This is a genomic window from Actinomadura chokoriensis, assembly GCF_039529475.1.
GTDB lineage: Bacteria > Actinomycetota > Actinomycetes > Streptosporangiales > Streptosporangiaceae > Spirillospora > Spirillospora bangladeshensis.
Map to the genome: position 1 here is coordinate 859436 of NZ_BAAAMW010000001.1, position 25635 is coordinate 885070.

A 25635-nucleotide genomic window follows, 5' to 3' on the forward strand; every position below is an offset into this window, starting at 1 on the left:
CCGCCACCGCTAGACGTCGCCGCGCGATCGGACGATCAGGTCCGCCAGCAGCGCCAGCGACGCGATGATCAATCCGGTCACGAAGATCATGATGGTGTTGTTGGCGAAGTAGCCGAAGTGCACCACCATGTCGAACACGCCCTTGAGCAGCCCGATCACGATCAGCCACAGCGCGGGCGGCATCAGCACCTTGAGCGGGTTGAAGTACATGACCATCCGCAGGACCTGCAGGATGTAGCGGTAGGCGTCCTTGGTGAAGTGGAACTTCGACTTGCCGGCCCGCTTGGCGTAGTCGATCGGCATGTACCGGACCGGGTGCTGGTTCGACAGGAACGCGATCGTGATCGTGGTGACGCAGGAGAACCCGGGCGGCAGCAGCCGCAGGTACGGCAGCGACACCTCGCGGCGGAACGCGCGCAGCCCCGAGTTGAGGTCCGGGATCCTGGTGTTGGTGAGCCGCTCGGCGACCTTGCGGATGAACCACTTGGCGGGGACCCGCAGCATCTTGTGCGTCCCCTCCTCGGTGGTACGCGCACCGACGACCTGGTCGACGGACGGGTCGGTGTCCAGGACGTCGACGAGGTCGGGGATCCGCTCGTTCGGGTAGGACATGTCGGCGTCCGTCCACACGACGATGTCGCCCCGGGCCTGCTGGGAGCCGATACGCCGGACGGTGCCCGAGCCGCTGTTGTTCTGGAACGCCATGACCCGCATGTGCGGGAAGCGCGGCTCCGCCTCGCGCAGCCGGGCGAGCGTGGCGTCGGTGGAGCAGTCGTCGACGGCCAGCAGCTCGTAGGTCTTGCCGCTGTTGTCCATCGCCTTGCAGATGCGCTCGACCTCGTCGATCACGTGGTCCTGCTCGTTGTAGCAGGGCAGGACGATCGTGACGTGGACGGGCCCGTCGTCCGGCGCCGCGGGGGCGGGCGCCGCCGCGGGCGCGGGCGGCGCCTCCACGGGCTCGGCGGGTTCGGCGCGCTCGACCGGCTCGGCGCCCTCGGCGGGCGCGGCCGGCTCGGCGGGCGCGGTCTCGGACGTCGGCTCGGCAGACTGGGTGCTCACGCAGCGCGAGGATACTCGCCCGCGCCGGCCTCAGCAGCCTCGTCGGCCATGCGGGCGCCCCCGCCGGGCCTCCGGAGCCGCCGGTCAGGGCGCGGACGGCGCCGCGATCCAGACGTCCATCGTCAGCCCCCACGTGCCGCCGGGCAGCTTGGTGAGGGTGCGGCCGTCCTGCCGCGTCCGCACGTGCAGGACGTGCTCCGGCGTCCCGTAGGGCGCGACCTGCTCCCGCTTCGCCGCCATGATCACCGGACGCCGGCCCGCCCGTTGCACGCCGGCGGCGACGCGCTTCACGTCGCCGGGCGTGGCCCCGCCGCTCGTCCGCGCCGCCGGAACCCCGCACATCCCGCGCACGACCTGCAGGAACCGGTCGGCCGTCGACTGCTCGACCACCACGACCGAGCTCCGCCCCGGCAGCGCGCCGCACATGCCCCGCACCGCGTCCACCTCGTGCTGCTCCGTCCGGCTCACGAGGAAGCCGCCGGACGTCAGCGCGATCGGCACCAGCATCAGCAGGACGCCGGCGACCGCGCCCCGGTTCACCAGCTTCGGCCCGTACCCGAGCCGGCGGACGCGCCGCACCGTCCACGCCGACGCGAACACGGTGAACAGCAGCAGGCCGGGGATGACGAGGCCGATCAGCCGCCGGGACGCCCACGGGTGGTCCGGCGTGATCCCCGGCCGGACCAGCACCTGCGTCGTCGTCCACACGATCATCGCGTAGGGCAGCAGCCACTCCGGGGACTGCCCGCGCAGCAGCCGCCGCACCACCAGCGCCGCGCCCAGCGTCGCGAACAGCAGCGCGGGGACGCCGATGTACCAGGCGACCCAGTACAGGGACAGCTCCGAGTACTGCCGGGTGCCGTCCACCGGGAGGTGCTGGATCCGCTGCACCATCTCGATGAACCGGACGTTCAGCTCGTCGTCCTGCGTCGCGGGCACCCGCCGGACGGTCTGCACCAGCGGCCGGACCGCGAAGCCGATCATCACCAGCACGGTCAGTCCGGCGGCGGCGCCGGGCAGCGGGCCGCGCGCGACCCTGGCACCGAGCGCGCGCAGCCGCGTCCCCGTCCGGTCCGCGCGCAGCAGGGCGGCCATGGCGACCGTCGCGACGAGGATCGCCGCGCTGATGGCCAGCAGCGGCTTCAGCGACGCGTCGAGGTATCTCAGGTACGGCCGGGACAGCGTGAAGCCCTCGGCCAGCCCGGCGCCCGCGCCGAGCAGCAGCCCGCCCGCCGCCCAGTACCCGGCGCCGCGCCGCAGCCCGATGAGCAGGCCCGCGAACGCGAGCACCGGCAGGACGTCCCGCAGCCCGTCGATGCGGACGAGCACGATCAGCCCGAGCGCGAGGCCCGCCAGCAGCGCCTTCACCTCGCCGTGCCGCCCGCGCTCCCGGCGCGCGTCGTGCATCAGCGACAGCCCGCCCAGCAGCAGGACGATCGCGGGCAGCTCGCTGAACGTGCTGCGCGAGACGTAGAGCATCGGCAGCGTCAGCGCGAGCAGCAGCGCCCCGGCGGGCGCCCAGCGCGGGCCGACCAGCCGCGCGACGAGCCCGGCGAACGCGAGCACGCAGGACGCGCCGAGCAGCGGCGCCATCAGCAGGATGCCGTGGGTGCCGCCGATCCAGCCGCCGAGCGCGAGGACCAGCGGCATCCCCGCCATGAACTGCGGGACGATCGCGCCGCCGTCCGCGTAGAACGCGGGGCTCTCGAAGCGGAGGACGGCGTCGGGGCCGCCGAACGCGTCCGTCATGCGCGGGATGGGCAGCGACCCGTGCTCGGCCAGCCAGGTCGCGAACTGGACATAGGACGCCGGGTCGCGGCGGACGACGATCTGCTCCGCGCACATGACCACCTGGAGCACCAGGAACGCGACGGTGATCGCGAGGACGCTCCCGGTCGCCCACCGGGGCGCCGCGTCCGCACGGCCGGGGCGGGGCCGGTCACCGGGCGGGGCGCCGGCCGGGGCGCGCAGGCCGAGCCACAGCGCCACCGCCGCGACCGGCACGAACAGTGCGATCGCCGGGACCGGGCGGAACACGCCCGCGAGCAGCAGCGGAAGCGCGACCGCCAGCCACGCCACGGTGAGCAGGGCCGGGACCAGGGTGGCGCGGGCGAGCAGCCGACCAGCGTCCATCAATCCGCCCCGCGTTCGTCAGTGCGGTGCGCGCCCGCCCGCCTCCGGTTCATGGGGTGGTCATCCACCCGTGCGGAGCGTAGCGGCACCGGCCGGGTGGTGGCTCCCGGACGATCATGCGGGCATAGGCTCGGGTCCATGAGCGCACACGGCCCGAGCGGGGCGACGCCCGCGGAGCTGCTGCGGCGGCGGGTGGCGGACGACCCGTCCAAGCCGCTCGTCACCTTCTACGACGACGCGACCGGCGAGCGGGTCGAGCTGTCCGCGCGGACGTTCGACAACTGGGTCGCCAAGACGGCGAACTTCCTGGTGGACGGCCTCGGCGCCGAGCCGGGCACCCGGGTCGTGCTCGTCCTGCCGCCGCACTGGCAGACGGCGGTGTGGCTGATGGCCTGCTGGTCGGCGGGGCTCGTCGCCGAACCGGTCGACCCGGAGTCGGTGAAGGGCCGGAGCGGCGAACCGGCCGGCTCGTCCGGGCCGTATCACCGTGGGGGGACGACCCCCCACACCCCCAGGAAGGGCCCTTACATCCTGGCGGCTGCTCAGGAGGTGCTGGACGACGTGATCGACGACGCGGAGGCCGAGGAGATCGTCGGGCTGTCGCTGCACGCGCTCGGCGGCCCGCTCGCCGACTGCCCGGCCGGCGTGACCGACTACGCCGACGAGGTCCGCGGTTACGGCGACCGCTTCGAGCCGGTACCGGGAGTGACGCCCGAGACGCCCGCGCTCGATGTGACAAACACCACATTGGACGCCGCCGGGCTGGTGGCCGCCGCCCGCGAAGCCGTCGAGAAATGGGAGCTGGACGTGCGCGACCGGCTCCTCGTTGACATGCCGTTCGCCACACTCGACGGGGTGCTGGCGGGCCTCCTTGCACCACTAGCATCGGGTGCTTCCGTCATAATCCAACGAAACTTCGACAAAGCCACACTAGATCGACGTCTGACCGTGGAGCATGTGACGGTGGTGGCCGGTCCGCCCGGACCGGATGGCGCATCCGGGCCCCCGTACCGGCTCGCCTGACCTACGCTCTCCTTGCCCCGTCCACCGACCCGACCCTGAAAGCGGGCGAGCACCGTGTGGGGGACGCCCCCCGCACCCCCAAGTACCGCTGAGACCCCGGACACCGGAGCCGATGAACAGCAACCCGATGTACATGGAGTACGTCGACGACGCCGACCCGCAGCCGGCGCCGCGACGCGGTTGGCGCATCCTCGGCTGGGTGTGCATTGGGCTGTCGGCGGTCATGGTGGTCGGCTCCCTCACCGCCTACGGCCTGTACCGCAAGGCGTTCGGGAACATCTCCCACGAGGACGTCAACGCGCAGCTCGGCCCGAACCGGCCGAAGAAGCTGAACAGCGCGATGAACATCCTGCTGCTCGGGTCCGACACCCGCGCCGGGTCCAACGGCAAGTACGGGCGCTCGCTGAAGAACGAGCTGCCCCGCTCGGACACGATGATCCTGCTGCACCTGTCGCCGGGCGGCGGCCAGGCCATGGGGATCAGCTTCCCCCGCGACCTGATGATCCCGATGCCGTCCTGCAAGAGCCGCAAGGGCGGGACGATCCCGGCGCAGTCCCGCGCCCAGATCAACTCGGCGTTCACCAACGGCGGCGCGGCCTGCGTCATCAAGACGATCGAGAGCATCTCCAACATCCGCATCGACCACTTCATGCAGGTCGACTTCACCGGCTTCAAGACGATCACGAAGGCGGTCGGCGGTGTCCCGGTGTGCCTGCCGAAGGCGGTGAACGACCCCAAGTCCGGGCTCAAGCTGGGCAAGGGCACGCACAAGATCTCGGGCGAGACGGCGCTGGCGTACGTGCGCGTCCGGCACGGCCTCGGCGACGGCTCCGACACCGACCGGATCAAGCGGCAGCAGAAGTTCATGGGCGCCCTCGCCAACAAGGCGATGAGCGCGGGGGTGCTCAGCAACCCCAAGAAGATGTACTCGCTGATGAACGCGGTCACCAAGTCGCTCACCACCGACAAGGAGCTGACGCCGCAGGTCATGATGGACATCGCCCAGGAGATGCAGGGCATGACCTCCGGCAAGCTGCGGTTCGTCACCGTCCCGTCCGGGCCCGACCCGGCCGACATCAACCGGGTGGCGCTCACCGACGCCGCGCAGCCGTTCTTCGCCGCCGTCCGCAACGACAAGACCATCCCGAAGGAGCCGAAGCCGGGCGAGGCGAAGATCCCGCCGAGCCAGGTGCGGGTGCGGGTCTACAACGGCAGCGGCGTGGACGGCCAGGCCGGGCGCGTCGCCGACGACCTCGAGTCGCAGGGCTTCCAGGTGACGGTCGGCGGAAACGCGCCTTCGCCCACCGAGGCCACCAAGGTGCTGTACGGTACCGGTGCCGACCAGCAGGCCCGGACACTCGCCGACCTGATCCCGAGCAAGCCGCAGCCGGCCGCGCGCGGGAAGGGTGCCACGCCCGGCGTCGTCGACCTGGTCGTCGGCAAGAACTGGACCGTGTTGAAGAGCGCCGGCGCCGGCATCCCCAAGCAGCAGGGCGAGATCCGCGCCAGCGACAACATCTGCAAGGGGATCTGACCCCGGGAAGCCTATGACGTACAGCACCAGGCACTCTGGAGCCGGCACCGCGGCGCACGCCGCGCATCCGACCGACACGGCGGATCACCCCGACCCCGGAGCGCCCGGTACTGACGGCGGCACCGGCCCGGTACCGGCCCCCGCGCGGGCGGACGGGCCGCACGGGCGCCGCGACCCGTTCTTCGACAACGCGAAGTACGTCGCGATCCTGCTGGTCGTGGCAGGGCACTCCCTGGCGAACCTGCTGGACGTCCCGGCCGCCAAGGGCCTGTACGTCTTCATCTACATGTTCCACATGCCGGTGTTCATCGTGATCACCGGCTACTTCTCGCGGAAGTGGACGTTCGCGGGCGGGAAGGCTCGCAAGCTCATCACCAACGTCGGCGTCCCGTACGTGGTGTTCGAGCTGGCGTACTCGCTGTACGACTGGCTCGCCGGCCGCAACGAGCTGGAGATCAGCCTGCTCAACCCGTACTACCTGACGTGGTTCCTGGCCGCGCTGTTCATGTGGCGGCTGTCCACCCCGGTCTGGCAGCAGATCCGGTGGCCGCTCGGGGTGGCGCTGGTGTTCGCGCTGCTGTCGTACATGAGCGACCTCGGCGGGACGTTCGACCTCCACCGCGTCATCGGGCTGCTGCCGTTCTACGTCCTCGGGCTGACGCTGCGCCCGGAGCACTTCGAGCTGCTGAAGCGGCCGGCCGCGCGGCCGATCGGCGCGGCGGTGCTCGCCGCCGGCCTCGGCGGGACGTACCTCGTCATGGACCACATGTCGCGGGACTGGATCTACTGGAAGCACGCGCACTCCCAGCTCGGCGTCGACAATGTCACCGGCACCCTGATGCGGCTCGCCATGTTCGCCGCCGCGACCGTGTTCGTCGCCGCGTTCCTCGCCCTGGTCCCGCGCGGCCGCCACTGGTTCACCCGGTACGGCGCCTACACGCTGTACGCCTACCTGCTGCACGGGTTCGTCACCCGGCTGCTGGACTTCACCGGCTGGTGGGGCGCGGACTGGATGCACACCCCGCCCGGCGTCGCCATCGTGGTCGGCGGCGCGCTCGCGGTCGGGACGCTGCTGTGCTCGGGGCCGGTCGTCCGGTCGATGAGCTGGGCGCTGGAGCCGACGATGGCGTGGGCGTTCACGCCGCTGCGGCGGCCGGGCGGGCGCGCCCGCCGCCCCCTGTCCTCCTGATCGGGGCCGGTCTTCCGGATCTGGGCGCGGACGCGGGCGATCGCCGCTAGAGTCCACCATGCACTCTACGTGATCGCTTGCGCACTGAAAGTGGTTATACCAGACATGCCGGACATCCTGTCTTCCGCGCGCCCGTCCGCGACCGCCACCGTCCCGGTGCTGGCGGCCGCCCGGCCGGCGGGCGCGGCGGACGCGCGGGCGGGCGGCCGGGACGCCTACTTCGACAACGTCAAGTTCTTCCTGATCCTGCTCGTGGTGGCCGGGCACTTCTGGGAGGTCTTCCGCGACGACAGCCGCGCGGTGAACGCGGCCTACACGCTCGTCTACGGATTCCACATGCCGGTGTTCGTGTTCGTCTGCGGCTACTTCTCCCGCGGCTTCATGAACCACACGAAGAAATTCCGGGTGGTTTTCCCGACGTTGGTCGTCCCTTATGTCATCTTCGATGTGCTTTACCGGCTGCAACTGGTCTTCGTCCGGGGAAATGAGTTCCGGTTGCCGGAGCTTTTCCGTCCGCAGTTCCTGATGTGGTTCCTCGTCGCGCTGGTGCTCTGGCGGCTGAGCGCCCCCCTGTGGGCGCACCTGCGGCACCCGGTCGCGGTGTCGGTGGCGCTGGCCCTGGTCGCCGGCAGCTGGAGCTTCGCCGCCGACCCGACGCTGTGCCGCACCGCCGGGCTGCTGCCGTTCTTCGTCCTCGGCCTGACGGTCCCGCGCGACCGCGTCGAGCGGCTGCGCGACCTCGGCCGGGTGCGCTGGGCCGGGGCGGCCGTGCTGCTCGCCGCGCTGCCGACCGCCTACGTGTGGCAGCTCGGCACCGTCGTCCCGCCCGTCGAGCGCGGAGTCCTGCTGTGGAACCGCGGCTACGAGCACCTGCACTTCAGCGCCGAGGAGGGCATGGCGTACCGCCTCCTCGCGCTCGGGATCGCCGCCGTCCTCGGCGCCGCGTTCCTCGCCGCCGTGCCGCGCGGACGCGCCTGGTACACCGCGCTCGGCACCCGGACGATGTACGTCTACCTGCTGCACGGCCTCGTGGTGAAGGGGCTCGACTACGGCGGCGCGCTCGACGCCCCCTTCCTGCGGACGCCGGTCGGGCTGATACTGGTGACGGCCGGCGCGCTCGCGCTCGGCGTCCTGCTCGCCACCGTCCCCGTCCAGCGCCTCGCGCACCGGGCCGTGGAGCCCGAGAGCCGATGGCTGCTTAAACCGTCGCACAGCGGAAAAAAGATCTGAACAGGGTCCGCGGAAACGGTCCGGATTCACCGAGAAGCTGATTGGCCAACGTGTGAGTACTTCTGATCGCGACATTTCCCTGAGCATCATCGTGCCGGTGCACAAAGTGCAGGGGTACATCCGGCAGTGCCTGGACTCGATCCTCGACCCGGACCTGCCGAACCTGGAGGTCATCGCGGTCGACGACGCCTCGCCGGACGGCTGCGGCGAGATCCTCGACGAGTTCGCCGCGCACGACCCGCGCGTCCGGGTGCGCCACCTCGCCGAGAACGTCGGGCTGGGCCACGCCCGCAACATCGGCCTCGACATGGCGACCGGCGACTACGTCTGGTTCTTCGACAGCGACGACTACGCGACCGAGGGCGCGGTCCGGGCCGTCCTCGACCGGCTCGCCGAGACCCGCCCGGACGTGCTGCTGTTCGACTACGCGCGGGCGTACTGGAACGGCAGGGTCAAGCGCAGCATCATCAACCACCTGTTCCGCGAGCCGCCCGCTCCGGACGTGTTCTCCCTCGCCGAGCGGCAGAGCGTCCTGGAGATGATGATGACGGCGTGGAACCGGGCGATCCGCCGGGAGTTCCTGCTCGACCTCGGGCTGCGGTTCAGCGGCGGCTACTACGAGGACGTCAACGTCACCTACCCGATCCTGATGGCGGCCGAGCGGATCAGCCTCCTCGACCGGGTCTGCTACATCTACCGGCAGCGCCGCCGCGGCGCGATCACCCGGACGACCGGCGCCAAGCACTTCGACGCGTTCGCCCAGTACGACCGCATCTTCGAGTTCATGGACCTGATGGGGGCGAAGGCCGACCGGTTCCGCCCGCTGATGTTCGACCGGACGATCTGGCACCTGCTCGTCATCATCGAGCGCGGCGACCGCGTCCACGAGTCGGACAACCCGCGCTTCTTCGCCGAGATGTCGCGGACCTACAACCGGTACGAGCCGATCGGGCACGTCCCGCCCGAGCGCGACGACCAGCCCTACCTCGCCGAGAAGCACCGGCTGATCAAGGCGAACGACTACAAGGGGTTCCTGCACGTCCGCGCCGCCGAGGCCAGGAACAAGGCGCGGAAGCGGGGCGGCCGCAAGGCCGCGCGCGTGGGGAAGCGCGGCGTGCTCCTGTCGAAGGAGCTCGCCAAGGACCGCTACTACCAGATGCAGCGGCGCCTCGCGATCGACGAGAACCTCGCCGTCTTCGCCGCCTACTGGTACCGCGGGTACGCCTGCAACCCGGCCGCCGTCTACGAGAAGGTCAGGGAGCTGGCCCCGCACATCGAGCCGGTGTGGGTGGTCAAGCCGGCCGCGCGCAAGACCATGCCGGACGGCGTCGACTACGTCGTCGCGGGCGGCGCCGAGTACTACCGGACGCTGGCCCGCGCCAAGTACTTCGTCAACAACGTCAACTTCCCCGACCACTACGTGAAGCGGCCGGGGCAGGTGCACATGATGACGCAGCACGGCACGCCGCTGAAGAAGATGGGCCTCGACCAGATGGAGTTCCCGGTCGGCGCCGCCGACATGGACTTCAAGACCCTCATCGCCCGGTCGGACCGGTGGGACTACCTCCTGTCGTCCAACCCGCTGTCGACGGAGGCGTGGGAGCGCGGGTTCCCGTGCGACTACGAGATGCTGGAGATCGGCTACCCGCGCAACGACCGCCTCGTGCGCGCCACCGAGGACGAGCGGGCCCGGCTGCGCGCCGGCCTCGGCGTCCCCGGCGGCGCGACCGCGATCCTGTACGCGCCGACCCACCGCGACTACCAGCGCCGCTACAGCCCGATGTTCGACATCGGGCGGGTGATGGAGCAGCTCGGCGACGGCCACGTCCTGCTGCTGCGCGCGCACTACTACTACAAGATCAGGAACATGGCGGCGGACCTGGGCTGGCCGGCGGGCCGGGTCATCGACGTGTCCGGGCACCGGTCCGTCGAGGACCTCATGATCGCCTCGGACGCGCTGCTCACCGACTACTCGTCCGTGATGTTCGACTACGCCAACCTCGACCGGCCGATCGTCGTCTACGCGAACGACTGGGAGACCTACCGGCTCACCCGCGGCGTCAACTTCGACCTGATGGAGACCGCGCCGGGCGTCGTCGCGACGACCGAGGAGGAGCTGGTCGACGCGTTCGCGTCGCGGGCGCCGTGGGGCGACGCGGCCGCGAAGAGCCTCGCGATCTTCCGGAGCCGGTTCTGCCCGTGGGACGACGGGGAGGCCGCCGAGCGCGCCGTCCGCCGCATGTTCCTCGGCGAGAAGATCCCGAATCCGCCGCGGTGAACCGCCGCCGTCCCGTCCCGTCCGACCCGGCCCGGCGGTGCCGCCGGGCCGTCCCGAACCGATCGAAGGAGTGGGCCGCTTGTCCGCCAGCGGGATCAGCGTCATCGTGCTCGCGCACGGGGCCGGGGAGTCGCTCGGCGGCACCCTCGCCTCGCTCGCCGCGCAAACGCACACCGGCCTCGACGTGCTGGTGGTCGACGACGGCGCCGGCGCCGCCGCCGAGACGACCGTGCCCGACGGCCGGTTCCGGATCGTCCGGCGGGGCGCGCTCAGCCGGGGCGCGGCCCGCGAGGCCGGGGTCGCGGAGAGCCGCGGCGAGTTCCTGCTGTTCGTCGACGGCGGCGACGAGCTCCCGCCGGACGCCGCCGCGACCCTGCTGGCGGCGCTGGAGCGGTCCGGCTCGGACATCGCGCTCGGCCGCGAGGCCGTCCGCAGGTGGAACGGCCAGGTGTCGCAGTGGAAGGCGCGCCCCGCGGCCGCCGCGCCCGCGACCGGCACCGACGTCCGGCGCACCCCGGAGCTCGTCGGCGACCGCCGCGTGTCGGGCAAGCTGTTCCGCCGCTCGTTCTGGAATGCGGGCAAGCTGGAGTTCCCCGATCTCGGCTGGTACGACGACCTGCCGGTGACGGTCCGGGCGCTGCACCTGGCGGAGGGCGTCGACGTGCTGCCCGACGTCGTCCTGCACCGCCGCGGGCCCTGGTTCGCGACGACGACGGAGGCGCAGGAGATCGCCGACGGGTTCGGCGCCGTCGCCCTCGCCACCGCCTGGCTCGGCGAGCACGGCCACGCCGACGCGAGGCGGCACCTGCAGTTCCTCGCCGTGACCGGCGAGCTGCAGGTGTTCCTGGACGCGCTGCCCGACGTGCCCGCCGGCGAGCGCGACCAGGTCGTCGCGCAGGCCGCCGCGTACGCCGCCGAGGTGCCCGCGAAGGTGCTCGCGGCCGCGCCCGCGCTGACCCGGCTGAAATGGCATCTCGCCGGGGCCGGGCACACGAGGGAGCTGGTGAAGGTCGTCCGGTACGAGCGCGGGAAGGCGTCGCCGGCGATCGTCCGCGACCCGCTGCGGCGCTACGTCGTGTACCCGTACTGGAAGGACGCCAAGGTCGGCGTCCCGCGCGAGGTCTACCGGGCGCGGAGCGAGGTCCGGCTGCGCGGCCGGGTGCACGCGGTGGGCTGGTCGGGCGGCACGCTGATGATCAGCGGCGAGGCGTACATCAACTCGGTCAGCATGCGGCGCCGCTGGACGTCGGTGAAGGCGATGACGCTGCGGTCCGGCGGACGGAAGATCGTCGCGCGGGCCCGGCAGACGCCCGTCCCGGGGAGGACGTCGGGCTGGTCCGGGTTCGAGGTCGCCTTCGACACCGGGCGGCTCCGCCACTGCGGGCGATGGGTCGAGGGCGACTGGACGGTCGACGCGTCCGTGCTCAACGCGGGCGTGTTCCGGCGGGGGCCGCTGCGGGGCGGCGGGTCGGGCAGCGGCGCTCATCCCCCGTACCGGTACGTCGCGGACGACGTGCGGATCGTCCCCCGGGTCGAGGACGGCCGGTTCGTCATCACGGTCGAGAAGGTCGTCAGGCGGGCGACCGCGCTGCGCTGGGAGGGCGACGCGCTCATCATCGAGGGCACGGGCGAGACCCCGGACGAGCTGGTCCTGTCGCTCGGCGACGACCGCGTCACCGTGCCCGTGGCGGCGGCGGGCGACGGGTTCGCGGCCCGCGTCGAGCCGATGGCCCTGGTAGGGCCGCCCATGCCACCGGACCAGAGCGACGACACCCGCGACTGGACGGTGTCGGCCGGCGGGCGGCGGCTGGTGCTCGCCGAGGGCGTCGGCGACGTCGACCGGATGTTCGGCGCGCTGGAGGTCGTGGCCGGGCGGGGCCCGAGCGGCTACCTGCGCCTCCGGCGGTCGACGGTCCGGTTGTCGGTGGACGACTGCACGTGGCGTCCGGACGGGTCGCTGTCGGTGACCGCGACGCATCCCGTCCACGGCGGCGGGCAACTGGTGCTGCGCAGCCGGGGGCGCCGCAAAGAGCACGCGTTCGACCTCGTCGCCGACCCGTCGTCCGGCGTGCTGCGCGCCGAGGTCCCGGTCGCGGCGGTGCCCGGCGTCGCCGGCGTGCTGCCGCTGCGTCCGGGCCGCTGGGACGTGCTGTTCCGCCCGCCGGGCGAGCGGGCGCTGGCCGTGGGCCTGTCCGCGCACGCGCAGCAGGCGCTGCCGGAGCCGCGGGAGGTCGCGCGGCGCGGCTACGCGCTGGAGGCCCGCGACGGGCGCCTCGCCGTGTCGGTGACCGGCGACGTCACGCCGGAGGAGAAGAGCGCCGGGGCCAAGTACCGGGAGGAGGCCCGCCGCCGCGTCGACCGGGACGGGCTGCGCGACGCCGTGCTGTTCTCGTGCTTCAGCGGGCGGCAGTACTCCGACAGCCCGAAGGCGATCCAGCAGGAGCTGCTGCGCCGCGGGTCGGACCTGGAGCAGCTGTGGGTCGTCAACGACGCGCAGGTGGAGCTGCCGAGCGGGTTGACGGCGGTGCGGCTGAACGGCCGGGAGTGGAACGAGGCGCTCGCCACGTCCCGGTACATCGTGACGAACCACCGGCTGGGGGACGCGTTCCGGCGGCACCCCGACCAGGTCGTCCTGCAGACGTGGCACGGCACGCCGCTGAAGAAGATCGGCAGCGACATCAAGGAGGTCCACTTCGCGTACGCGCCCGGGATGAAGAAGGCGTTGCATGCGAAGACGGGCGGCGGGCCGGTCCTGCCGGAGTGGAGCCATCTGCTGTCCCCGAACCCGTTCAGCACGGAGATCTTCCGGCGCGCGTTCGCGTTCAAGGGCGAGATGCTCGAAGTGGGGTATCCGCGCAACGACCTGATGCACAGCCCGGAGGCCGGCGCCGTCGCCGAGCAGGTCAGGGCGCGGCTCGGCATCCCGGACGGCAAGCGGGTGGTGCTGTACGCCCCGACGTGGCGCGACGACCAGTACTACAGCCGGGGCCGCTACAAGTTCGACATGCGGCTCGACGTGGAGCGGGCGCGGGCCGCGCTGGGCGATGACCATGTTCTGTTGATCCGGCTGCACACGAACGTCGTGGACGGGGTCGAGGAGGACGAGCACGGGTTCGTCCGGGACGTGTCCCAGTACCCCGACATCACCGAGCTCTACCTGGTCTCGGACGTGATGATCAGCGACTACTCGTCGGTGATGTTCGACTACGCCAACACGGGGCGTCCCATGCTGTTCTTCACCTACGACCTGGCCGACTACCGGGACCGGCTCCGCGGCTTCTACTTCGACTTCGAGGCGGAGGCGCCGGGGCCGCTGGTGGAGACGTCCGACGATCTGATCGACGCGATCCGGGATGTCGAGGGTGCCTGCACCGGTCACAAGTCGCGGTATGAGGCTTTCGTCGACCGGTTCTGTCCGCTCGACGACGGCAAGGCCGCGTCCCGGGCCGTGGACCGCGTCTTCGACCCGGCCGGTTCCGGGCGCTCGTGACTTCGCCGAAGGTCAGCGTCGTCGTTCCCGTCTACAACTGCCGTTCGTCGGTGGGACGGGCGTTGCGGTCGGTGTTCGAGCAGACGCTTGCGGGTGGCCTGGTCGAGGTCATCGCGGTGGACGATGGCTCTACCGATGGCAGCGGTGAGGAGTTGGATCGGATCGCCGCAGGGCGGGCGGGCGTCGCTGTTGTCCGGCAGCCGAATTCGGGTGGGCCTGGCGGGCCGCGCAACACGGGGATCAAACGCGCTTCCGGGGAGTACCTGTTCTTCCTGGACGCCGACGACCATCTCGGGCCGGAGGCGCTGGAGCGGATGTGCGCCATGGCCGACGAGCAGCGGACCGATGTGGTGATCGGCAACTATGTGGGGGTCGGGCGGGGCGTCGCGCGGTTCGACACGACCATCCCGCGGATATCGGTGGACGACCCGAAGACCGATGTCTACGGTCGCTCGCTGACCGCGCACAAGTTGTTCCGCCGGGACATGGTGGTGGAGCACGGGATCCGGTTTCCGGAGGGCGTGCTGTCGGGTGAGGACAAGGTGTTCGCCGCGCACGCGTTCCTGCATGCTTCCGGTGTCTCCGTGCTCGCGGACTACGACTGCTACTACCTGGTCGAACGCGATGACGGCAGCAGCATCATGCAGGGCGGGGGCGCGCCCGCCGGCGCGTACTTCGCGGAGGCCGCCCGGCCGCTGCTGGAGCAGGTCGTGTCGCATCGGGAGCCGGGCGAGGTGCGCGACCGAATGCTCGTCCGGCATTTCCAGCGGGACGTCCTGCACCGGTTCAACGGGCGGTTCCTGGCGGCGTCCGAGGATGAGCGTCGGGAGACGCGGGAGGCCGTTCGGGCACTGTGCGAGGAGTACCTCACGTCCTCGGTGCTGATGCGGATGCCGCCCCGGCACCGGTTGCTCGCGCACTGCGTCCTGGGGGATCATCGGCGGCTGCTGGTGGAGATCATCAAGGCCGCGTTAGGGCCGGAGCCCGTGCCGGTCGTCGTCGACAAGGACCGCGCGTTCAGCCTGTTCCCCGGCTTCCGGGACCCGTCGGCCGCCGTACCCGACGCGTACTTCGACGTCACCGACCGGCTGCGCGTCCGGCGGAGCGTCACCGCGCTGGGCTGGGACGGCGATCGGCTGCGGGTCGGCGGAACCGCGCTGCTCAGCATGGTCGACGCTGCTGATCAGAGCGTTGCCGCCGTGCTGATGCGGTCGAAGACGTCGGGCGGCGAGCATCGGCTGGAAGTGGCGCGGGACGCCGGCTTCGCCGTGGACATCGCCGCCGGTTCCATGCCGTCCGGGACCTGGGATCTGCATGTCGAGGTGGCCAGCGATCATCTGGTGAAGGAGGCGCGGCTCGGGGCCGACCGCGTTCCGGAGATCGACACCGCTCCGCCTGCCCGGTTCGTCACGTCTGGGATGGGTGGCGCGGCGGTGACGCCGTTCTTCACGCGCGAGTACGGGAACCTGTCGTTCACCGTGGTTCCAGGACCGGGCGGTCTCCGGCGGCTGCTGAGGTTCGACAGCCTTGGATGGGACGAGTCGGGGCGTCTGCGGGTCAGCGGGCATGTGGCGGCGACCCGTTCCGCGAGCGCGCGGGTTCAGTTCGCGATCGGGCTGGACCGGCGGGGCGGGGGCGGTTCTCGGCGCGGGGATGTGGAGACGTTGGCCGGGGCCGATCGTCTGGAGTTCACCGCAGTCGTCGACCCGCGGGGGCTGGGCGCCGGGCGGTGGGACGCCTGGATGGAGTTGGCCGTCGGCGGCGAGACGTCCCGCATCCGGGTGCCGATGGCGGAGCCGTCTTCGGCGGTCCCGGGTGTGCGCCGCACCTCGTTCTATCGGACGGGAGGCGGGAACCTGGCGGTTCAGGTCGTCCCGAGGCGGGTGTCCGGAATGATCAAACGGCGGCTCGGCCGGACGGGCTGATCAGGCGTCCGTGCCCGCGTCGGCCGTCGCCGGTTCTTCGGCCTCCGGCACGGGATCGGCGTCGGGGCGGGGTGGCGGGAGGGCCGCCAGCCCGAGGGCGATGCAGGCGAACGGCACGGCGGGCAGGACGTAGCGGTAGTCGAAGTCGGCGGTCGCGGCGGGGATGACGAGCAGCGCCAGACTCGTCCCCCACGGGAGCAGCGCTCCTGTCCCCCAGTGCCGGACGGGGCGGAGCGGACGCCACCGTCCCCCTGCTCTGGCGTGCAGGAACGGACCGGCGAGCCCGCCGAGGAGCAGGATGCCGAGGAACGTCCCCGGCATGGCGAAGTCGTCCTGATAAGCCAGGACCTGCCCGGCCCACGGCCGGACGACCCTGGTCTCACCGCCGTCCGGGTCGTACTTCGCGGCGAGGAGCGCCTGCTCATCGCTCCACGCCTCGCCCTCGGGGAACTCGTATTGCAGCCACGTCCACGGCGTCGGATACGGCTTGCGGTTCCACTCGAACGCCATGAACGTGTCATGGACGACGACCTTCGCGTAGTCGCCGGGCTGCTTCTCGATCGCCTCCCACGCGAACGCGCCCGCGAGCCGGTCGGCCCGCTCGCCGGTCACCCAGCCGGGGATCTCCCGGAACGCGGAGTCCTTCGTCCACATCGCCGCGAAGGGCCGCGACATGCGCGGATCGGTGCGCTTCGGGCACATGATCCGCAACTCGGGACGGGGCTCGATGACCCGGCAGTCGGCGAACGAGGCCGTCCGCCCGTAGAGCCAGATCGAGTCGGCCTTGGCGAGCTTGAACTGCCCGTACACCGCCTGGAACCAGGCCATGTAGCCGACGACGGGCAGCACGAACATGACCACCGCCGCGACGCACGCCCGCCACCCGGCTCGCCGCAGCAGCATCGCGACGAGGATGACCGCGATCAGCGGCAGCCCCGTCGACCTGGTGAGCGCGGCGAACGCGGTGAACGTCCCCGCGATCGCTCCCAGCCACCACGTCGACCGGCGCCGCCACAGCACCGCCGCCACCGCGACGAGCAGCAGGAACGTGAACAGCGAGTCCGACATGAGCATGTGCTCAAGGGCGACCTGATGGACCGGGATCAGTACGGGGACGGTCAGCGCCGCCGCGAGCAGGCCCGGCGCCCAGACGCGCCACGCCCACCGCCCCGGCTCGTCCTGTGGCCAGGCGGCTCGTCCGGCGCGCAGCACCACCACGTACACGAGCACGCCGCTGAGCAGGCCGATCGCATGCTGCACGGCCACCACCGCGGTAAAGCTGTGCAGCGGCTCGATCAGCCGGAGCAGAAACGGGTATCCACTCGGACGCGTCTCGCCCGGCCGCAGCCGGATCGCGGCCTCCAGATACCCCGGCGAGTCGCCGAACCACAACGGCGCCGGATATGCGAGGACCGCGATGACCCGGATCCAGATCGCCGCCGCGAGAACCACCGCGAACGGGGCATGGGCGACGTGTGGGACGCGCACTCTGCCCAGCGTACCGAGGATGATGATCATCAACGTCCGGTCCGGTGGCACGGATGCTCGACAATGCCGGAGACCGGAACCGGACAGCCGATAACATCGGACCGCTCCTCACGATGAAAGGAACTCCATGGCGAACTTCACGCTCGACGACGTTCGGCAACGGACGTACAAGGCGCGTGACGCCTGGTGGACCGTCCTGCTGGTCGATCCGCTCGCGTCCCGGCTGGTGAGGTTCACGGCCAACCGGACGCGCGTGACCCCGAACCAGCTCACCGTCGGAGCGCTGATCCTCGGCCTCGCCGCCGGCGCCTGCTTCACCGTCGCGTCCTGGCCGTGGCTGCTCGCCGGAGCGCTGCTCTACCACCTGTCCTTCACGCTCGACTGCATGGACGGCAAGATCGCCCGCCTCAAGGGCACCGGCTCGGTCTTCGGCGCCTGGCTCGACTACATCTTCGACCGCGTCCGCGTCCTGGCCTGCGCGATCGCCCTGATGGCCGGCCAGTACGCCGCCACCGACAACGTCGCCTACATCTGGACGGCCGTGGCGGTCGTGTTCCTCGACATGCTCCGCTACATGGACGCGCTGGAGATCTACAAGGTCCGCTCCCAGATGCGCTCGACCCTGAACGCGGCCCGCGCGGAGGCCCAGGAGCTCGAACAGGCCGCCCGCCGCGCCAACGGCGAGATCTCCGACGCCGACGGAGACCTCCGCTCCGCCGAGGCCCTCGCCGAGGACCCGGAGGCCGACATGGAGGAGCGGGTCGTCGCCGACGCCGACCCGACCATCGCGAACCTCCAGCAGGGCTTCAACCAGCGCTTCCCCTGGTACGCCCGGATCCGCAACGTGCTGATGGCGGGCCGCATCCGCCCCCACCTGATCAGCGGCATCGAGTTCCAGATGGGCGTCTTCATCATCGCCCCGATCGCCGCCGTGATCGTCCCCGGCGCGATCATCCCCGTCGTCGCGGTCAGCGCCGCCGGCCTGCTCGCCTTCGAGCTCGTCATCATCTACAAGTTCTGGCTGGCCAGCCGCGACTACACCCGCACCCTCGCCAACCTGAACGCCAAGATCGAGGCCCACCGGGCCGCCCTCCCCACCGATTACCAGGTGACGGTCTCCAGCTCGGGCTGACATCGACGCGGAAGTCCCCCGGCGCCTTCGGGCACCGGGGGACTTCCGCTTTCTCAGCGCTTGCGCGCGGTGACGAGCAGGTACTCCCACTCCATGACCAGGCCGGACGTCCCGACGTCATGTCGCCGGGCCAACTCGGCGAGCGCCAGATCGAGCTCGGCCACCTTCTCCGGGTCGCCTTCGATGCGCCGGTAGACGGCGACGGTGGGGCCGTAGCGGGCCTTGAAGTAGTCGCGGAACTCCTCCGGCTTCCCGAACCGCTCGACCCGCACCGTCCGCTTCTCGAACGCGATGTCGCCGACGCGATCGCCGAACAGCTCCTGGACGTGCTCGGGACGTCCCCAAAGCGGCGGCGGCTGCGCCCCCTCGGGCGGCGGCGGCGCGTAGGGCTTCATCACGGCGAACATCTCGCCGATGAAGCCCTCCGGCGTCCAGTTGACCAGCCCGATCGTCCCGCCTGCGCGGCAGACCCGCAGCATCTCGCCGGCCGACGCCCGATGGTTCGGCGCGAACATGACCCCGACGCACGACACCACCGCGTCGAACTCCCCGTCCCCGAACGGCAGCGCCTCTGCGTCGGCCTCCCGCCAGGTCAGCTCCGCACCCCGCCGAGCCGCGTCCAGCTCCCCCGCCCGGAGCAGCCCCGGCGTGAGGTCGCTCGCCACCACGTCCGCCCCTGCGAGCGCCGCCGCAATGGCCGCGTTCCCCGACCCGGCCGCGACGTCCAGCACCCGGTCTCCAGCGGTGACCCCCGCCGCCCGGACGAGCACCGCCCCCAGATCCGGGATGACCTCCGACGCCACCGCCGGATAGTCGCCCAACGCCCACATGGCCCTGTGCGCGTCCTTCACCGTGTCCCCCATGACACTTCACCTCCCGTTGTGGGTTCAACGCTAGGAATCCGCGGGCTCCCCTCCTAGTACAGGATCTGTACCGACCCTGGCCGCTCATGGGGAATCGTCCTAGCCTGCGAAGCATGGGGGCTTCGTACTACCAGTTCTGCCCCGTCGCCAAAGCGATGGAGTTACTGGACGAGCGCTGGACGCTGCTGATCGTCCGGGAGTTGCTCGCCGGCAGTGAACGGTTCAACGAGGTGCGCCGGGGCGTCCCCCGCATGTCCCCGACTCTGCTCTCCAAGCGCCTGAACCAACTCGTCCGAGCCGGCGTCCTGACCAAGAAGGACGACCGCTACGTCCTCACCCCGGCCGGCGAAGAACTGCGCCCGGTAGTGGAGGCCCTTGCGGTATGGGGCGTCCGCTGGATAGGCGAACTGGGCGACCAGGACCTCGACCCCCAACTCCTCCTCTGGGACATGCGCCGCAACATCGTCCCGGGCGCCATACCAACCCACCGCACCGTCATCCTCTTCGCTTTCCCGGACGTCCCCACCCGCACCCGTCACTGGTGGCTCGTCCTCACACCCGACAATGCCGACGTCTGCGACACCGACCCGGGTTTCGAGGTCTCGGTGACGGTGACCGCCGACCTCCGTGACATGGTCCGGATCTGGCGCGGCGACCTGCACTGGCAGGACGCCCTACGTTCCGGCACGATCGACCTGCAGGGCCCCGAACCCGTCCGCCGCACCCTCCCGACCTGGTTCGCCCTCTCCCCTTTCGCCGCCGTCCCCCGTCCCGCCATCCACCACGTCGGTGGCGACTTTTAGGCAGGATGAACGCCATGAGCGAGCCACCCGGGCAGTCGTCGATCCCAGATCGAACGCGGTCAGGTCCCCACCGTCGACACCATCGCCCGCTACGTCAAGCTCTCGGCGGCCCAGGTCGAGGTCGCCGCCGCGTTCGGCGACAACCAGCAAATCCTGTGCGGCACCAACACCCCAGCCGCTTGACCCGTCAATCACCAGCACCGGCACTACCGCCGGTCGCGTGGGCTCTCACATCCGCACTGCATGCAATCTGCATGCTAAAATGCATGCATGGGAGTCATTCAGATCCGGGACGTCCCCGATGAGACCGAGCGGACGCTAAAGGCGCGAGCCGAGCGAGAGGGCAAGTCACTGACGGCCTACGTGCGAGACCTCCTGAACGAGGAAGCCGCCGCACCGACGCTCGATGAGGTGATGGCCAAGATCTCAGCCGATGAACCGGTGCCCTACGACCCCGACTTCGTCCGCCAGACGATGCGCGAGGGGAGCCGGTGAGCCTGGTCGTCGACGCCTCGATCGTGTTCCGTCTACTTGCCAACGTCAAAGGCGACGACCTCCTCCGACAGCGACTGACCCGCAAGTTGCACGCCCCCGCACTGATCGACGTGCAGATCGCCTCGGTGGTGCGCGGACACGCGATCACCAGTAAGCCGGAGGTCCGTATCTCCGAAGCACGGGCACAGACCATGCTGGAGCGTTACGCCCAACTCAGAATCATCCGCCATCCCATGCTGCCCCTGCAGCGACGGGTGCTGGAGTTGCGCAACAACCTCACCGCCTACGACGGCATGTACGTGGCCCTCGCCGAACTGCTACGAGTGCCCCTGCTCACCGACGACGCCAAATTCGCCGGGTCGGCCGGGCACCGAGCGGAGATCCACCGTTATCCACCACCCCAGGGATGAGACTCCGTCCGCGTCCAGAGGCATCATGCCGAAGACCGCAGGGATAACGCTCGAGGTTCCATAACGGATCAACTCCAACTGAGCGCGTTCGTTCCCCGGGCAGAACCGGCCCTACTACTGCTCGCGAGCAAGCCGGAAGGTGGCCTCACCTGGCCGGGTCCCTAGGTGTGGCCAGACGGGCTGAGAACATGCCCGGAGGACCGTGGGCAGCAAAGGTAACTCGGGACGGCGCCGAAGAGGGGCGTGCCGGTCCAGGCCACGTCGATAGACGGGCCAGGGGCTGGACGGTCAGCGACTTCGACTTCCCGGACGTCCCCGCCCGGAGTTGGCACTGGTGGCTCGTCCTCACACCCGGCGATGCCGACGTCTGCGACACCGACCCCGGTTTCGAGGTCTCGGTGACGGTGACCGCCGACCTCCGCGACATGGTCCGGATCTGGCGCGGCGACCTGCACTGGCAGGACGCCCTGCGCTCCGGCACGATCGACCTGCAGGGCCCCGAACCCGTCCGCCGCACCCTCCCGACCTGGTTCGCCCTCTCCCCCTTCGCCACCATCCCCCGTCCCGCCATACCTGCGAGAGGACCTTCGGTAGGTTGAGCAGCATGGGCGAGCCCGCCGAGAAGTACTCGATCACCCTGCCGCGCGACATCGCCGAAGCCGCCAAGCAACGCAGTGGCTCCTCCGGCTTGTCCACCCACGCCCCAGTGGCCGTTGCCCGTCAGATCGAACGCGACAACCTCAACGACCTCATCACCGTTGCAGAGGCCGAGCACGGGCCCATCACGGATGAGGAGATCCAAGCGCGGCGCGACCAACTCCATCAGGCGCGCCGGGAACAACTGGGCGGGGCGGACGCCTCGTGACCCGCTCCCCCGCCACTCCTGGCAGCACCCTCGTCCTCGATAGCAAGGGCCTGGCCACAGCCGTTCTGCGCGACCGTGCTCACAGCGCCGCAAACGTACAGAAATGCCAGACCTAGGAAGAGCAGCAATGACGAGTCTTCCCAAGTGGAGCGAGGTCCGCGCCGACATCGTTGCAGCGGCCGGCGGTGAAGAGTCCGTCGCGGAGGCTCGCAAGCGCCACCAGTCCTACATCGACGGCCACCGGCTCGCCGAACGCCGCAAGGTCCTCGGTCTGTCCCAGACCGATGTGGCCGACAAGATGGGCGTGACCAAGAGCCGGGTCTCCCAGATCGAACGCGGTGAGGTCTCCACGGTCGACGCCATCGCCCGCTACGTCCAGGCTCTCGGCGGCGAGATCCAGATCTCCGCCGTGTTCGGCGACGACCAGTACATCCTGCGCGGCGCCGACACCCACGCCGCCTGACCCGTCGACCGCCAACACCGGCCCCAGCGCTGCGCCGCTGCGAAGTCGGTCATACAGCCCGTCCCGGATCGAGGGCACCCCAGCGCTCCACACGCATGCGCGAGGACGAAGGAGACGGGCCGCGCGGGGGCCGGACGGTCAGCGAGCAGGGTGCTGCTTGACCTGCTCGATCAGGCTGACGAACTGCGCAACCGACAAGGTGAGGTGTCCCCCATCCGGGTCCTTACTGTCCCGCACCCCGACCCCAGTCCCTGCCGCAAGCCGCCCCAGCTCAACGCACTGCTCGTCGTTCACTCCGCCGCTACGGATGCTCTTACGCCACTGCACGGCCACGGCTAACACTCCAGGCGCTGCTTGACCTGCTCGATCACGCCAGCGAACTGCGCAACCGACAGGGTGAGGTGGCCACCATCCGGATCTTTGCTGTCCCGCAGGGCGATCCCAGCCCCAGGTGCAAGTCGTCCCAGCTCAACGCACTGCTCGTCGTTCGCTCCGCCGCTGTGAGAACTCTTGCGCCACTGGATGATCATGTGTACCTCTCCAAGTACTGCTCAATGATCTCGCGAGAGGCTTCCTCGGAGGCAGCCTTCACGCCGATACGGTCGAACGTAATCGAAAGCTCCCGAACTTCGCCAGAGGTTTCGATCAGGCGACCTCCGTTGAGAGCACCGGAGTAGGCAACGTCCCGGTCCTCTAGGCCGAAGATCTGCATCGACCCGTCGACGCCCATGTGCTCACCCGAAGAGAAGGGGACCACGCGCAGGCTCACGTGCGGGAGCGCGGCCAGTTCGAGCAGGTGCTCAAGCTGTTTCCTCATAACCTCCGCGCCGCCGACAGGACGCATCAAGACGGCCTCATCGATTACCGTCCAGGTGAGGAGGGAGTCTCCTTTATCCCAGTACGCCCTCTTCTTGGTCGTCCGACGGGCCATGGTGGCGTCCAGGTCTTTGAATTTACTCGCCCTGACGTAGGCCCATGTGTAGTCGTCCGTCTGGAGAGCGAGCGGGACAACCTGACCGTGGTAGGTCTTGACTGAAATGGCCTCCTCTTCATACTTGTCGATCTGACGACCCCAGTCCGGGTCGTGTGCCATTCGGGCAAACCAGAGCAAAACTTGGAAAAGCACCCCAGTCCCGTACGCCCTGTCGAGTAGCCGCATCTGGTCGTCCTGCGGGCGCCGACGACCTGCTTCCAGGTTGGAAACAGTCGACCGAGCCACTCCGATGATCTCCCCGCACTGGGTGAGCGACAGCCCCATCTTCTCCCTGAAGAAGCGCATACAGAAGGCCAGGAAGTGCCACATGGAGATCCTGGGGTCAAGGGGATCACGGACGATCGGCATCGTTGCTCCTGTTTTCGCTTCGGCTGATTACAGCGAAACCTTAGAACGGGTCGGTGATCCTTGTCACAGGAAATCGGAATCTCGGGCAAGGACAGGACGATGGCGATGGCAGGGACCGCAGAGCCGGTTATGCCCCTTATGGGCACACCGTCCGCAGTGGCGCAAGCACGCACCTTCACGGACACACAAATCCGCAAATGGAACTACTCGCACATTCTCGACAGCGCACTTCTCATCGTCTCGGAGCTCGTTACCAACGCGGCCCGACAGACACCGGACGAGGAGATCCGTCTCCAGCTCAGCCGGGACGCTTTGGGGATCATCATCGCCGTCTGGGACGCCGACCATGAGTTGCCCACGGCCAAGCCGGTGAAGGAACTCACCCTCGACGACCTCGACCTGTCCGAGGAGGCGTTCGACGACAACGGCGGCTGGGGCCTGCACATCGTCCAGGCCATGTCCGCCAAATGCGGCGTCACCGCCGACCCGGCCGGCGGCAAGTGGGTCTGGGCGCGCATGCACCCGTAGTGGGCGTCGAGTCCACCTCCATCATCCGTACCGGCAGACCAGGCATGCCCCTGCGACGGGAGGTAATACGAAGATGGCCACCAACCACGTGACGATCACGAACGGACGGCGCCCGTTCCTGGCCGCTCTCGATGCGGCCGTGCGCAAGTACGGCGGGATGTCCAGCGGCATCGTCCCGCGCGACGGCACACCCGTCCTCTACGTGATCAACACCGAGTCACCCGGCAGGTTCACCGAGATCGGCGTCGACTTCATCCGCGGCGCCTGGGTGTTCACTTGGGCTCCGACCGGCGACACGATCAGCGCAGCCGGCGACCTGGCGACCGCCGCCGACACGATCGCACGCGCGCTTGGGGCTCACACCGGGCTCCGCCCGTGATGGAGACCGAGCCCGCGGACATGACGCAATGGGGTCGGTAGGCACGGCCGTTCAGCATGCGTGCTCGCGCCCATCCAGATCACTCTTACGTGCGAGATGTGCGATGCGATGCCGCTCGGCTCGGCGCTGCCACAGGGCTCTTCTCTCTGCAAGGAACTGATCAAGAAGGGCGAACAGGACGCTCACCGCCTGTTCATCCTCCTCAGGGGTCAGGTATCGGAAATCCGGCCAAGCGCCGTCTTGATAGATCTCGCAGAGCACAAGGAAAGGCTAGTAGAGTTCACGCCTTCCCTTGCCACGAAGAGCAAGCCACTCATGAAAATCCTTGAGCAGGGAGCGCCCCGCCCCTACTTCATAGCCAACCAAGAAGGCGCAAGTACCCTCATAGGTTCCACGCATCACATAGATGCGGTGATGCTTTTTGAATTCTGCCAAGAACCCTGAGAACAGTTTCTCGTAGTCAGAATCCGGAGCTGGCTTCATTGCCGCGATCCCGCAACCTGTCTAGTTCCCGTCCGGCTCGTGCCTTCATGGTGTGATGAGGCCGGGCTTCATCTGCTTCTTTGCCGCCCAGCCTATCGGTCACGGCATCGTGCTGCCGGGGATTGGGACTAGTCGGCTGCAGTTGGACGACGCTGCTGTCGCGGTGCCCTTCCACATCGTGGCGATGGTCTCCGCTCGGGACGGCGCATCTGCTGGTCGGAGGCCGGCGGGAGCGGGCGGAGTCGACGGTTCGATGGGGCTAGTGTTCTGAGTCAATAGTTCTTTGTTAGTCGGTAGGCTGTTGGGATGCCGAGCCCGAAGCTGGATCCGGTGGTGTTGTCCGATGAGGAGCGGTCGGCGCTGATCGGGTGGGTGCGCCGCCGCAAGACCTCTCAGGCTTTGGCGTTGCGGGCGCGGATCGTGCTGCTGTGCGCCGAGGGCGCCACGATCGCCCGGGTCGCCGAGCAGGCCGGGGCCTCGCGGAACACGGTGTCGAAGTGGCGGTCGCGTTTCCTGGCCGACC

25 protein-coding genes are annotated in these 25635 nt (G+C 69.9%); 18 read left to right on the plus strand and 7 right to left on the minus strand.

The annotated features are described in order from the left end of the window. Positions 1 to 9: 9 nt before the first annotated feature. Together ABFX46_RS04045 and ABFX46_RS04050 are read right to left on the minus strand one after the other, a co-directional pair. Entirely contained in the window at positions 10 to 954 is a 945-nt protein-coding gene (locus ABFX46_RS04045; protein ID WP_428831211.1) for a glycosyltransferase family 2 protein, read from the minus strand. A gap of 189 nt (positions 955 to 1143) precedes the next feature. Continuing rightward, positions 1144 to 3192: a hypothetical protein gene (locus tag ABFX46_RS04050; protein ID WP_346039957.1), complete on the minus strand. Its 2049-nt coding sequence runs from the start codon at positions 3190 to 3192 to the stop codon at positions 1144 to 1146. Between the two features lie 138 nt (positions 3193 to 3330). Between ABFX46_RS04050 and ABFX46_RS04055 the strand changes: the two genes are divergently transcribed. The 7 genes from ABFX46_RS04055 (at position 3331) to ABFX46_RS04085 (ending at position 15861) form a co-directional block, all read left to right on the plus strand. After that, positions 3331 to 4215 carry a TIGR03089 family protein gene (locus ABFX46_RS04055; RefSeq protein ID WP_346039958.1) on the plus strand — a complete coding sequence of 295 codons (885 nt, stop codon included), beginning with the start codon at positions 3331 to 3333 and terminating at the stop codon, positions 4213 to 4215. A 112-nt stretch (positions 4216 to 4327) separates the two neighbouring features. After that, complete coding sequence (locus tag ABFX46_RS04060; protein ID WP_346039959.1) at positions 4328 to 5749, plus strand: LCP family protein; 1422 nt, start codon at positions 4328 to 4330, stop codon at positions 5747 to 5749. Positions 5750 to 5762: 13 nt separating this feature from the next. Next, positions 5763 to 6938, plus strand: coding sequence for an acyltransferase family protein (locus tag ABFX46_RS04065; RefSeq protein ID WP_346039960.1), 1176 nt, complete (start codon positions 5763 to 5765; stop codon positions 6936 to 6938). Positions 6939 to 7043: 105 nt separating this feature from the next. Next, positions 7044 to 8168 carry an acyltransferase family protein gene (locus tag ABFX46_RS04070; protein WP_346039961.1) on the plus strand — a complete coding sequence of 375 codons (1125 nt, stop codon included), beginning with the start codon at positions 7044 to 7046 and terminating at the stop codon, positions 8166 to 8168. A 91-nt stretch (positions 8169 to 8259) separates the two neighbouring features. Continuing rightward, positions 8260 to 10446: a bifunctional glycosyltransferase/CDP-glycerol:glycerophosphate glycerophosphotransferase gene (locus ABFX46_RS04075; RefSeq protein ID WP_346039962.1), complete on the plus strand. Its 2187-nt coding sequence runs from the start codon at positions 8260 to 8262 to the stop codon at positions 10444 to 10446. Positions 10447 to 10525: 79 nt separating this feature from the next. Continuing rightward, positions 10526 to 13936 carry a bifunctional glycosyltransferase/CDP-glycerol:glycerophosphate glycerophosphotransferase gene (locus tag ABFX46_RS04080; protein WP_346039963.1) on the plus strand — a complete coding sequence of 1137 codons (3411 nt, stop codon included), beginning with the start codon at positions 10526 to 10528 and terminating at the stop codon, positions 13934 to 13936. Further along, a complete protein-coding gene (locus ABFX46_RS04085; RefSeq protein WP_346039964.1) occupies positions 13933 to 15861 on the plus strand; it encodes a glycosyltransferase family 2 protein in 1929 nt (642 codons plus the stop codon). Before ABFX46_RS04080 ends, ABFX46_RS04085 begins: the two co-directional genes overlap by 4 nt. On the opposite strand, the gene ABFX46_RS04090 is transcribed toward ABFX46_RS04085, so the two are convergent. Next, positions 15862 to 17349 (minus strand): hypothetical protein, encoded by a 1488-nt coding sequence (locus tag ABFX46_RS04090; RefSeq protein WP_346039965.1) that lies wholly within the window; start codon positions 17347 to 17349, stop codon positions 15862 to 15864. Positions 17350 to 17476: 127 nt separating this feature from the next. Here ABFX46_RS04090 and ABFX46_RS04095 point away from each other — a divergent pair, with 127 nt between their 5' ends. Then, on the plus strand, positions 17477 to 18481 hold the full coding sequence (locus ABFX46_RS04095; protein WP_163060339.1) for a CDP-alcohol phosphatidyltransferase family protein: 1005 nt from the start codon (positions 17477 to 17479) through the stop codon (positions 18479 to 18481). Between the two features lie 53 nt (positions 18482 to 18534). Here ABFX46_RS04095 and ABFX46_RS04100 read toward each other — a convergent pair whose 3' ends face one another. Then, entirely contained in the window at positions 18535 to 19344 is an 810-nt protein-coding gene (locus ABFX46_RS04100; RefSeq protein ID WP_346039966.1) for a class I SAM-dependent methyltransferase, read from the minus strand. A gap of 113 nt (positions 19345 to 19457) precedes the next feature. Here ABFX46_RS04100 and ABFX46_RS04105 point away from each other — a divergent pair, with 113 nt between their 5' ends. The 6 genes from ABFX46_RS04105 (at position 19458) to ABFX46_RS04130 (ending at position 22380) form a co-directional block, all read left to right on the plus strand. Further along, positions 19458 to 20147 (plus strand): winged helix-turn-helix transcriptional regulator, encoded by a 690-nt coding sequence (locus ABFX46_RS04105; protein ID WP_346039967.1) that lies wholly within the window; start codon positions 19458 to 19460, stop codon positions 20145 to 20147. 270 nt (positions 20148 to 20417) lie between these two features. Further along, on the plus strand, positions 20418 to 20642 hold the full coding sequence (locus ABFX46_RS04110; protein WP_346039968.1) for a FitA-like ribbon-helix-helix domain-containing protein: 225 nt from the start codon (positions 20418 to 20420) through the stop codon (positions 20640 to 20642). Beyond that, positions 20639 to 21052, plus strand: coding sequence for a type II toxin-antitoxin system VapC family toxin (locus tag ABFX46_RS04115; protein WP_346039969.1), 414 nt, complete (start codon positions 20639 to 20641; stop codon positions 21050 to 21052). The genes ABFX46_RS04110 and ABFX46_RS04115 overlap by 4 nt, the downstream gene beginning before the upstream one ends. 188 nt (positions 21053 to 21240) lie before the next feature. Beyond that, on the plus strand, positions 21241 to 21651 hold the full coding sequence (locus ABFX46_RS04120) for a hypothetical protein (protein ID WP_346039970.1): 411 nt from the start codon (positions 21241 to 21243) through the stop codon (positions 21649 to 21651). Between the two features lie 5 nt (positions 21652 to 21656). Then, on the plus strand, positions 21657 to 21917 hold the full coding sequence (locus ABFX46_RS04125) for a CopG family transcriptional regulator (protein ID WP_346039971.1): 261 nt from the start codon (positions 21657 to 21659) through the stop codon (positions 21915 to 21917). 127 nt (positions 21918 to 22044) lie between these two features. Continuing rightward, complete coding sequence (locus tag ABFX46_RS04130) at positions 22045 to 22380, plus strand: helix-turn-helix domain-containing protein (protein ID WP_346039972.1); 336 nt, start codon at positions 22045 to 22047, stop codon at positions 22378 to 22380. 138 nt (positions 22381 to 22518) lie between these two features. On the opposite strand, the gene ABFX46_RS04135 is transcribed toward ABFX46_RS04130, so the two are convergent. From ABFX46_RS04135 to ABFX46_RS04145, 3 genes are read right to left on the minus strand one after another with little or no spacing between them, the layout of a single operon-like run. Beyond that, positions 22519 to 22722, minus strand: coding sequence for a DUF397 domain-containing protein (locus ABFX46_RS04135; protein WP_346039973.1), 204 nt, complete (start codon positions 22720 to 22722; stop codon positions 22519 to 22521). Then, a complete protein-coding gene (locus ABFX46_RS04140) occupies positions 22716 to 22910 on the minus strand; it encodes a DUF397 domain-containing protein (RefSeq protein ID WP_346039974.1) in 195 nt (64 codons plus the stop codon). Before ABFX46_RS04140 ends, ABFX46_RS04135 begins: the two co-directional genes overlap by 7 nt. After that, positions 22907 to 23722 (minus strand): helix-turn-helix domain-containing protein, encoded by an 816-nt coding sequence (locus ABFX46_RS04145; protein ID WP_346039975.1) that lies wholly within the window; start codon positions 23720 to 23722, stop codon positions 22907 to 22909. Before ABFX46_RS04145 ends, ABFX46_RS04140 begins: the two co-directional genes overlap by 4 nt. Positions 23723 to 23821: 99 nt before the next feature. On the opposite strand from ABFX46_RS04145, the gene ABFX46_RS04150 reads away from it, so the two are divergent. From ABFX46_RS04150 to ABFX46_RS04165, 4 genes are all read left to right on the plus strand, one after another. After that, positions 23822 to 24250: an ATP-binding protein gene (locus ABFX46_RS04150; protein ID WP_346039976.1), complete on the plus strand. Its 429-nt coding sequence runs from the start codon at positions 23822 to 23824 to the stop codon at positions 24248 to 24250. 73 nt (positions 24251 to 24323) lie between these two features. Further along, complete coding sequence (locus tag ABFX46_RS04155; RefSeq protein WP_346039977.1) at positions 24324 to 24629, plus strand: hypothetical protein; 306 nt, start codon at positions 24324 to 24326, stop codon at positions 24627 to 24629. Positions 24630 to 24737: 108 nt separating this feature from the next. Beyond that, the gene (locus tag ABFX46_RS04160) at positions 24738 to 25073 is read left to right on the plus strand and encodes a hypothetical protein (protein WP_346039978.1); all 336 of its coding nucleotides are present in this window, start codon (positions 24738 to 24740) and stop codon (positions 25071 to 25073) included. 345 nt (positions 25074 to 25418) lie between these two features. Then, positions 25419 to 25635, plus strand: a 217-nt coding sequence (locus ABFX46_RS04165; RefSeq protein ID WP_346039979.1) for a helix-turn-helix domain-containing protein, incomplete at its 3' end; no start/stop codon positions are given.

Coding starts and splice junctions, on each gene's coding strand:
- ABFX46_RS04110 (WP_346039968.1), top strand. CDS start 20,418: ATGGGAGTCATTCAGATCCGGGACGTCCCCGATGAGACCGAGCGGACG.
- ABFX46_RS04160 (WP_346039978.1), top strand. CDS start 24,738: ATGCCGCTCGGCTCGGCGCTGCCACAGGGCTCTTCTCTCTGCAAGGAA.
- ABFX46_RS04105 (WP_346039967.1), top strand. CDS start 19,458: ATGGGGGCTTCGTACTACCAGTTCTGCCCCGTCGCCAAAGCGATGGAG.
- ABFX46_RS04100 (WP_346039966.1), bottom strand. CDS start 19,344: ATGGGGGACACGGTGAAGGACGCGCACAGGGCCATGTGGGCGTTGGGC.
- ABFX46_RS04060 (WP_346039959.1), top strand. CDS start 4,328: ATGAACAGCAACCCGATGTACATGGAGTACGTCGACGACGCCGACCCG.
- ABFX46_RS04145 (WP_346039975.1), bottom strand. CDS start 23,722: ATGCCGATCGTCCGTGATCCCCTTGACCCCAGGATCTCCATGTGGCAC.
- ABFX46_RS04095 (WP_163060339.1), top strand. CDS start 17,477: ATGGCGAACTTCACGCTCGACGACGTTCGGCAACGGACGTACAAGGCG.
- ABFX46_RS04150 (WP_346039976.1), top strand. CDS start 23,822: ATGGCGATGGCAGGGACCGCAGAGCCGGTTATGCCCCTTATGGGCACA.
- ABFX46_RS04055 (WP_346039958.1), top strand. CDS start 3,331: ATGAGCGCACACGGCCCGAGCGGGGCGACGCCCGCGGAGCTGCTGCGG.
- ABFX46_RS04065 (WP_346039960.1), top strand. CDS start 5,763: ATGACGTACAGCACCAGGCACTCTGGAGCCGGCACCGCGGCGCACGCC.
- ABFX46_RS04120 (WP_346039970.1), top strand. CDS start 21,241: ATGCCCGGAGGACCGTGGGCAGCAAAGGTAACTCGGGACGGCGCCGAA.
- ABFX46_RS04050 (WP_346039957.1), bottom strand. CDS start 3,192: ATGGACGCTGGTCGGCTGCTCGCCCGCGCCACCCTGGTCCCGGCCCTG.
- ABFX46_RS04130 (WP_346039972.1), top strand. CDS start 22,045: ATGACGAGTCTTCCCAAGTGGAGCGAGGTCCGCGCCGACATCGTTGCA.
- ABFX46_RS04155 (WP_346039977.1), top strand. CDS start 24,324: ATGGCCACCAACCACGTGACGATCACGAACGGACGGCGCCCGTTCCTG.
- ABFX46_RS04070 (WP_346039961.1), top strand. CDS start 7,044: ATGCCGGACATCCTGTCTTCCGCGCGCCCGTCCGCGACCGCCACCGTC.
- ABFX46_RS04125 (WP_346039971.1), top strand. CDS start 21,657: ATGGGCGAGCCCGCCGAGAAGTACTCGATCACCCTGCCGCGCGACATC.
- ABFX46_RS04140 (WP_346039974.1), bottom strand. CDS start 22,910: ATGATCATCCAGTGGCGCAAGAGTTCTCACAGCGGCGGAGCGAACGAC.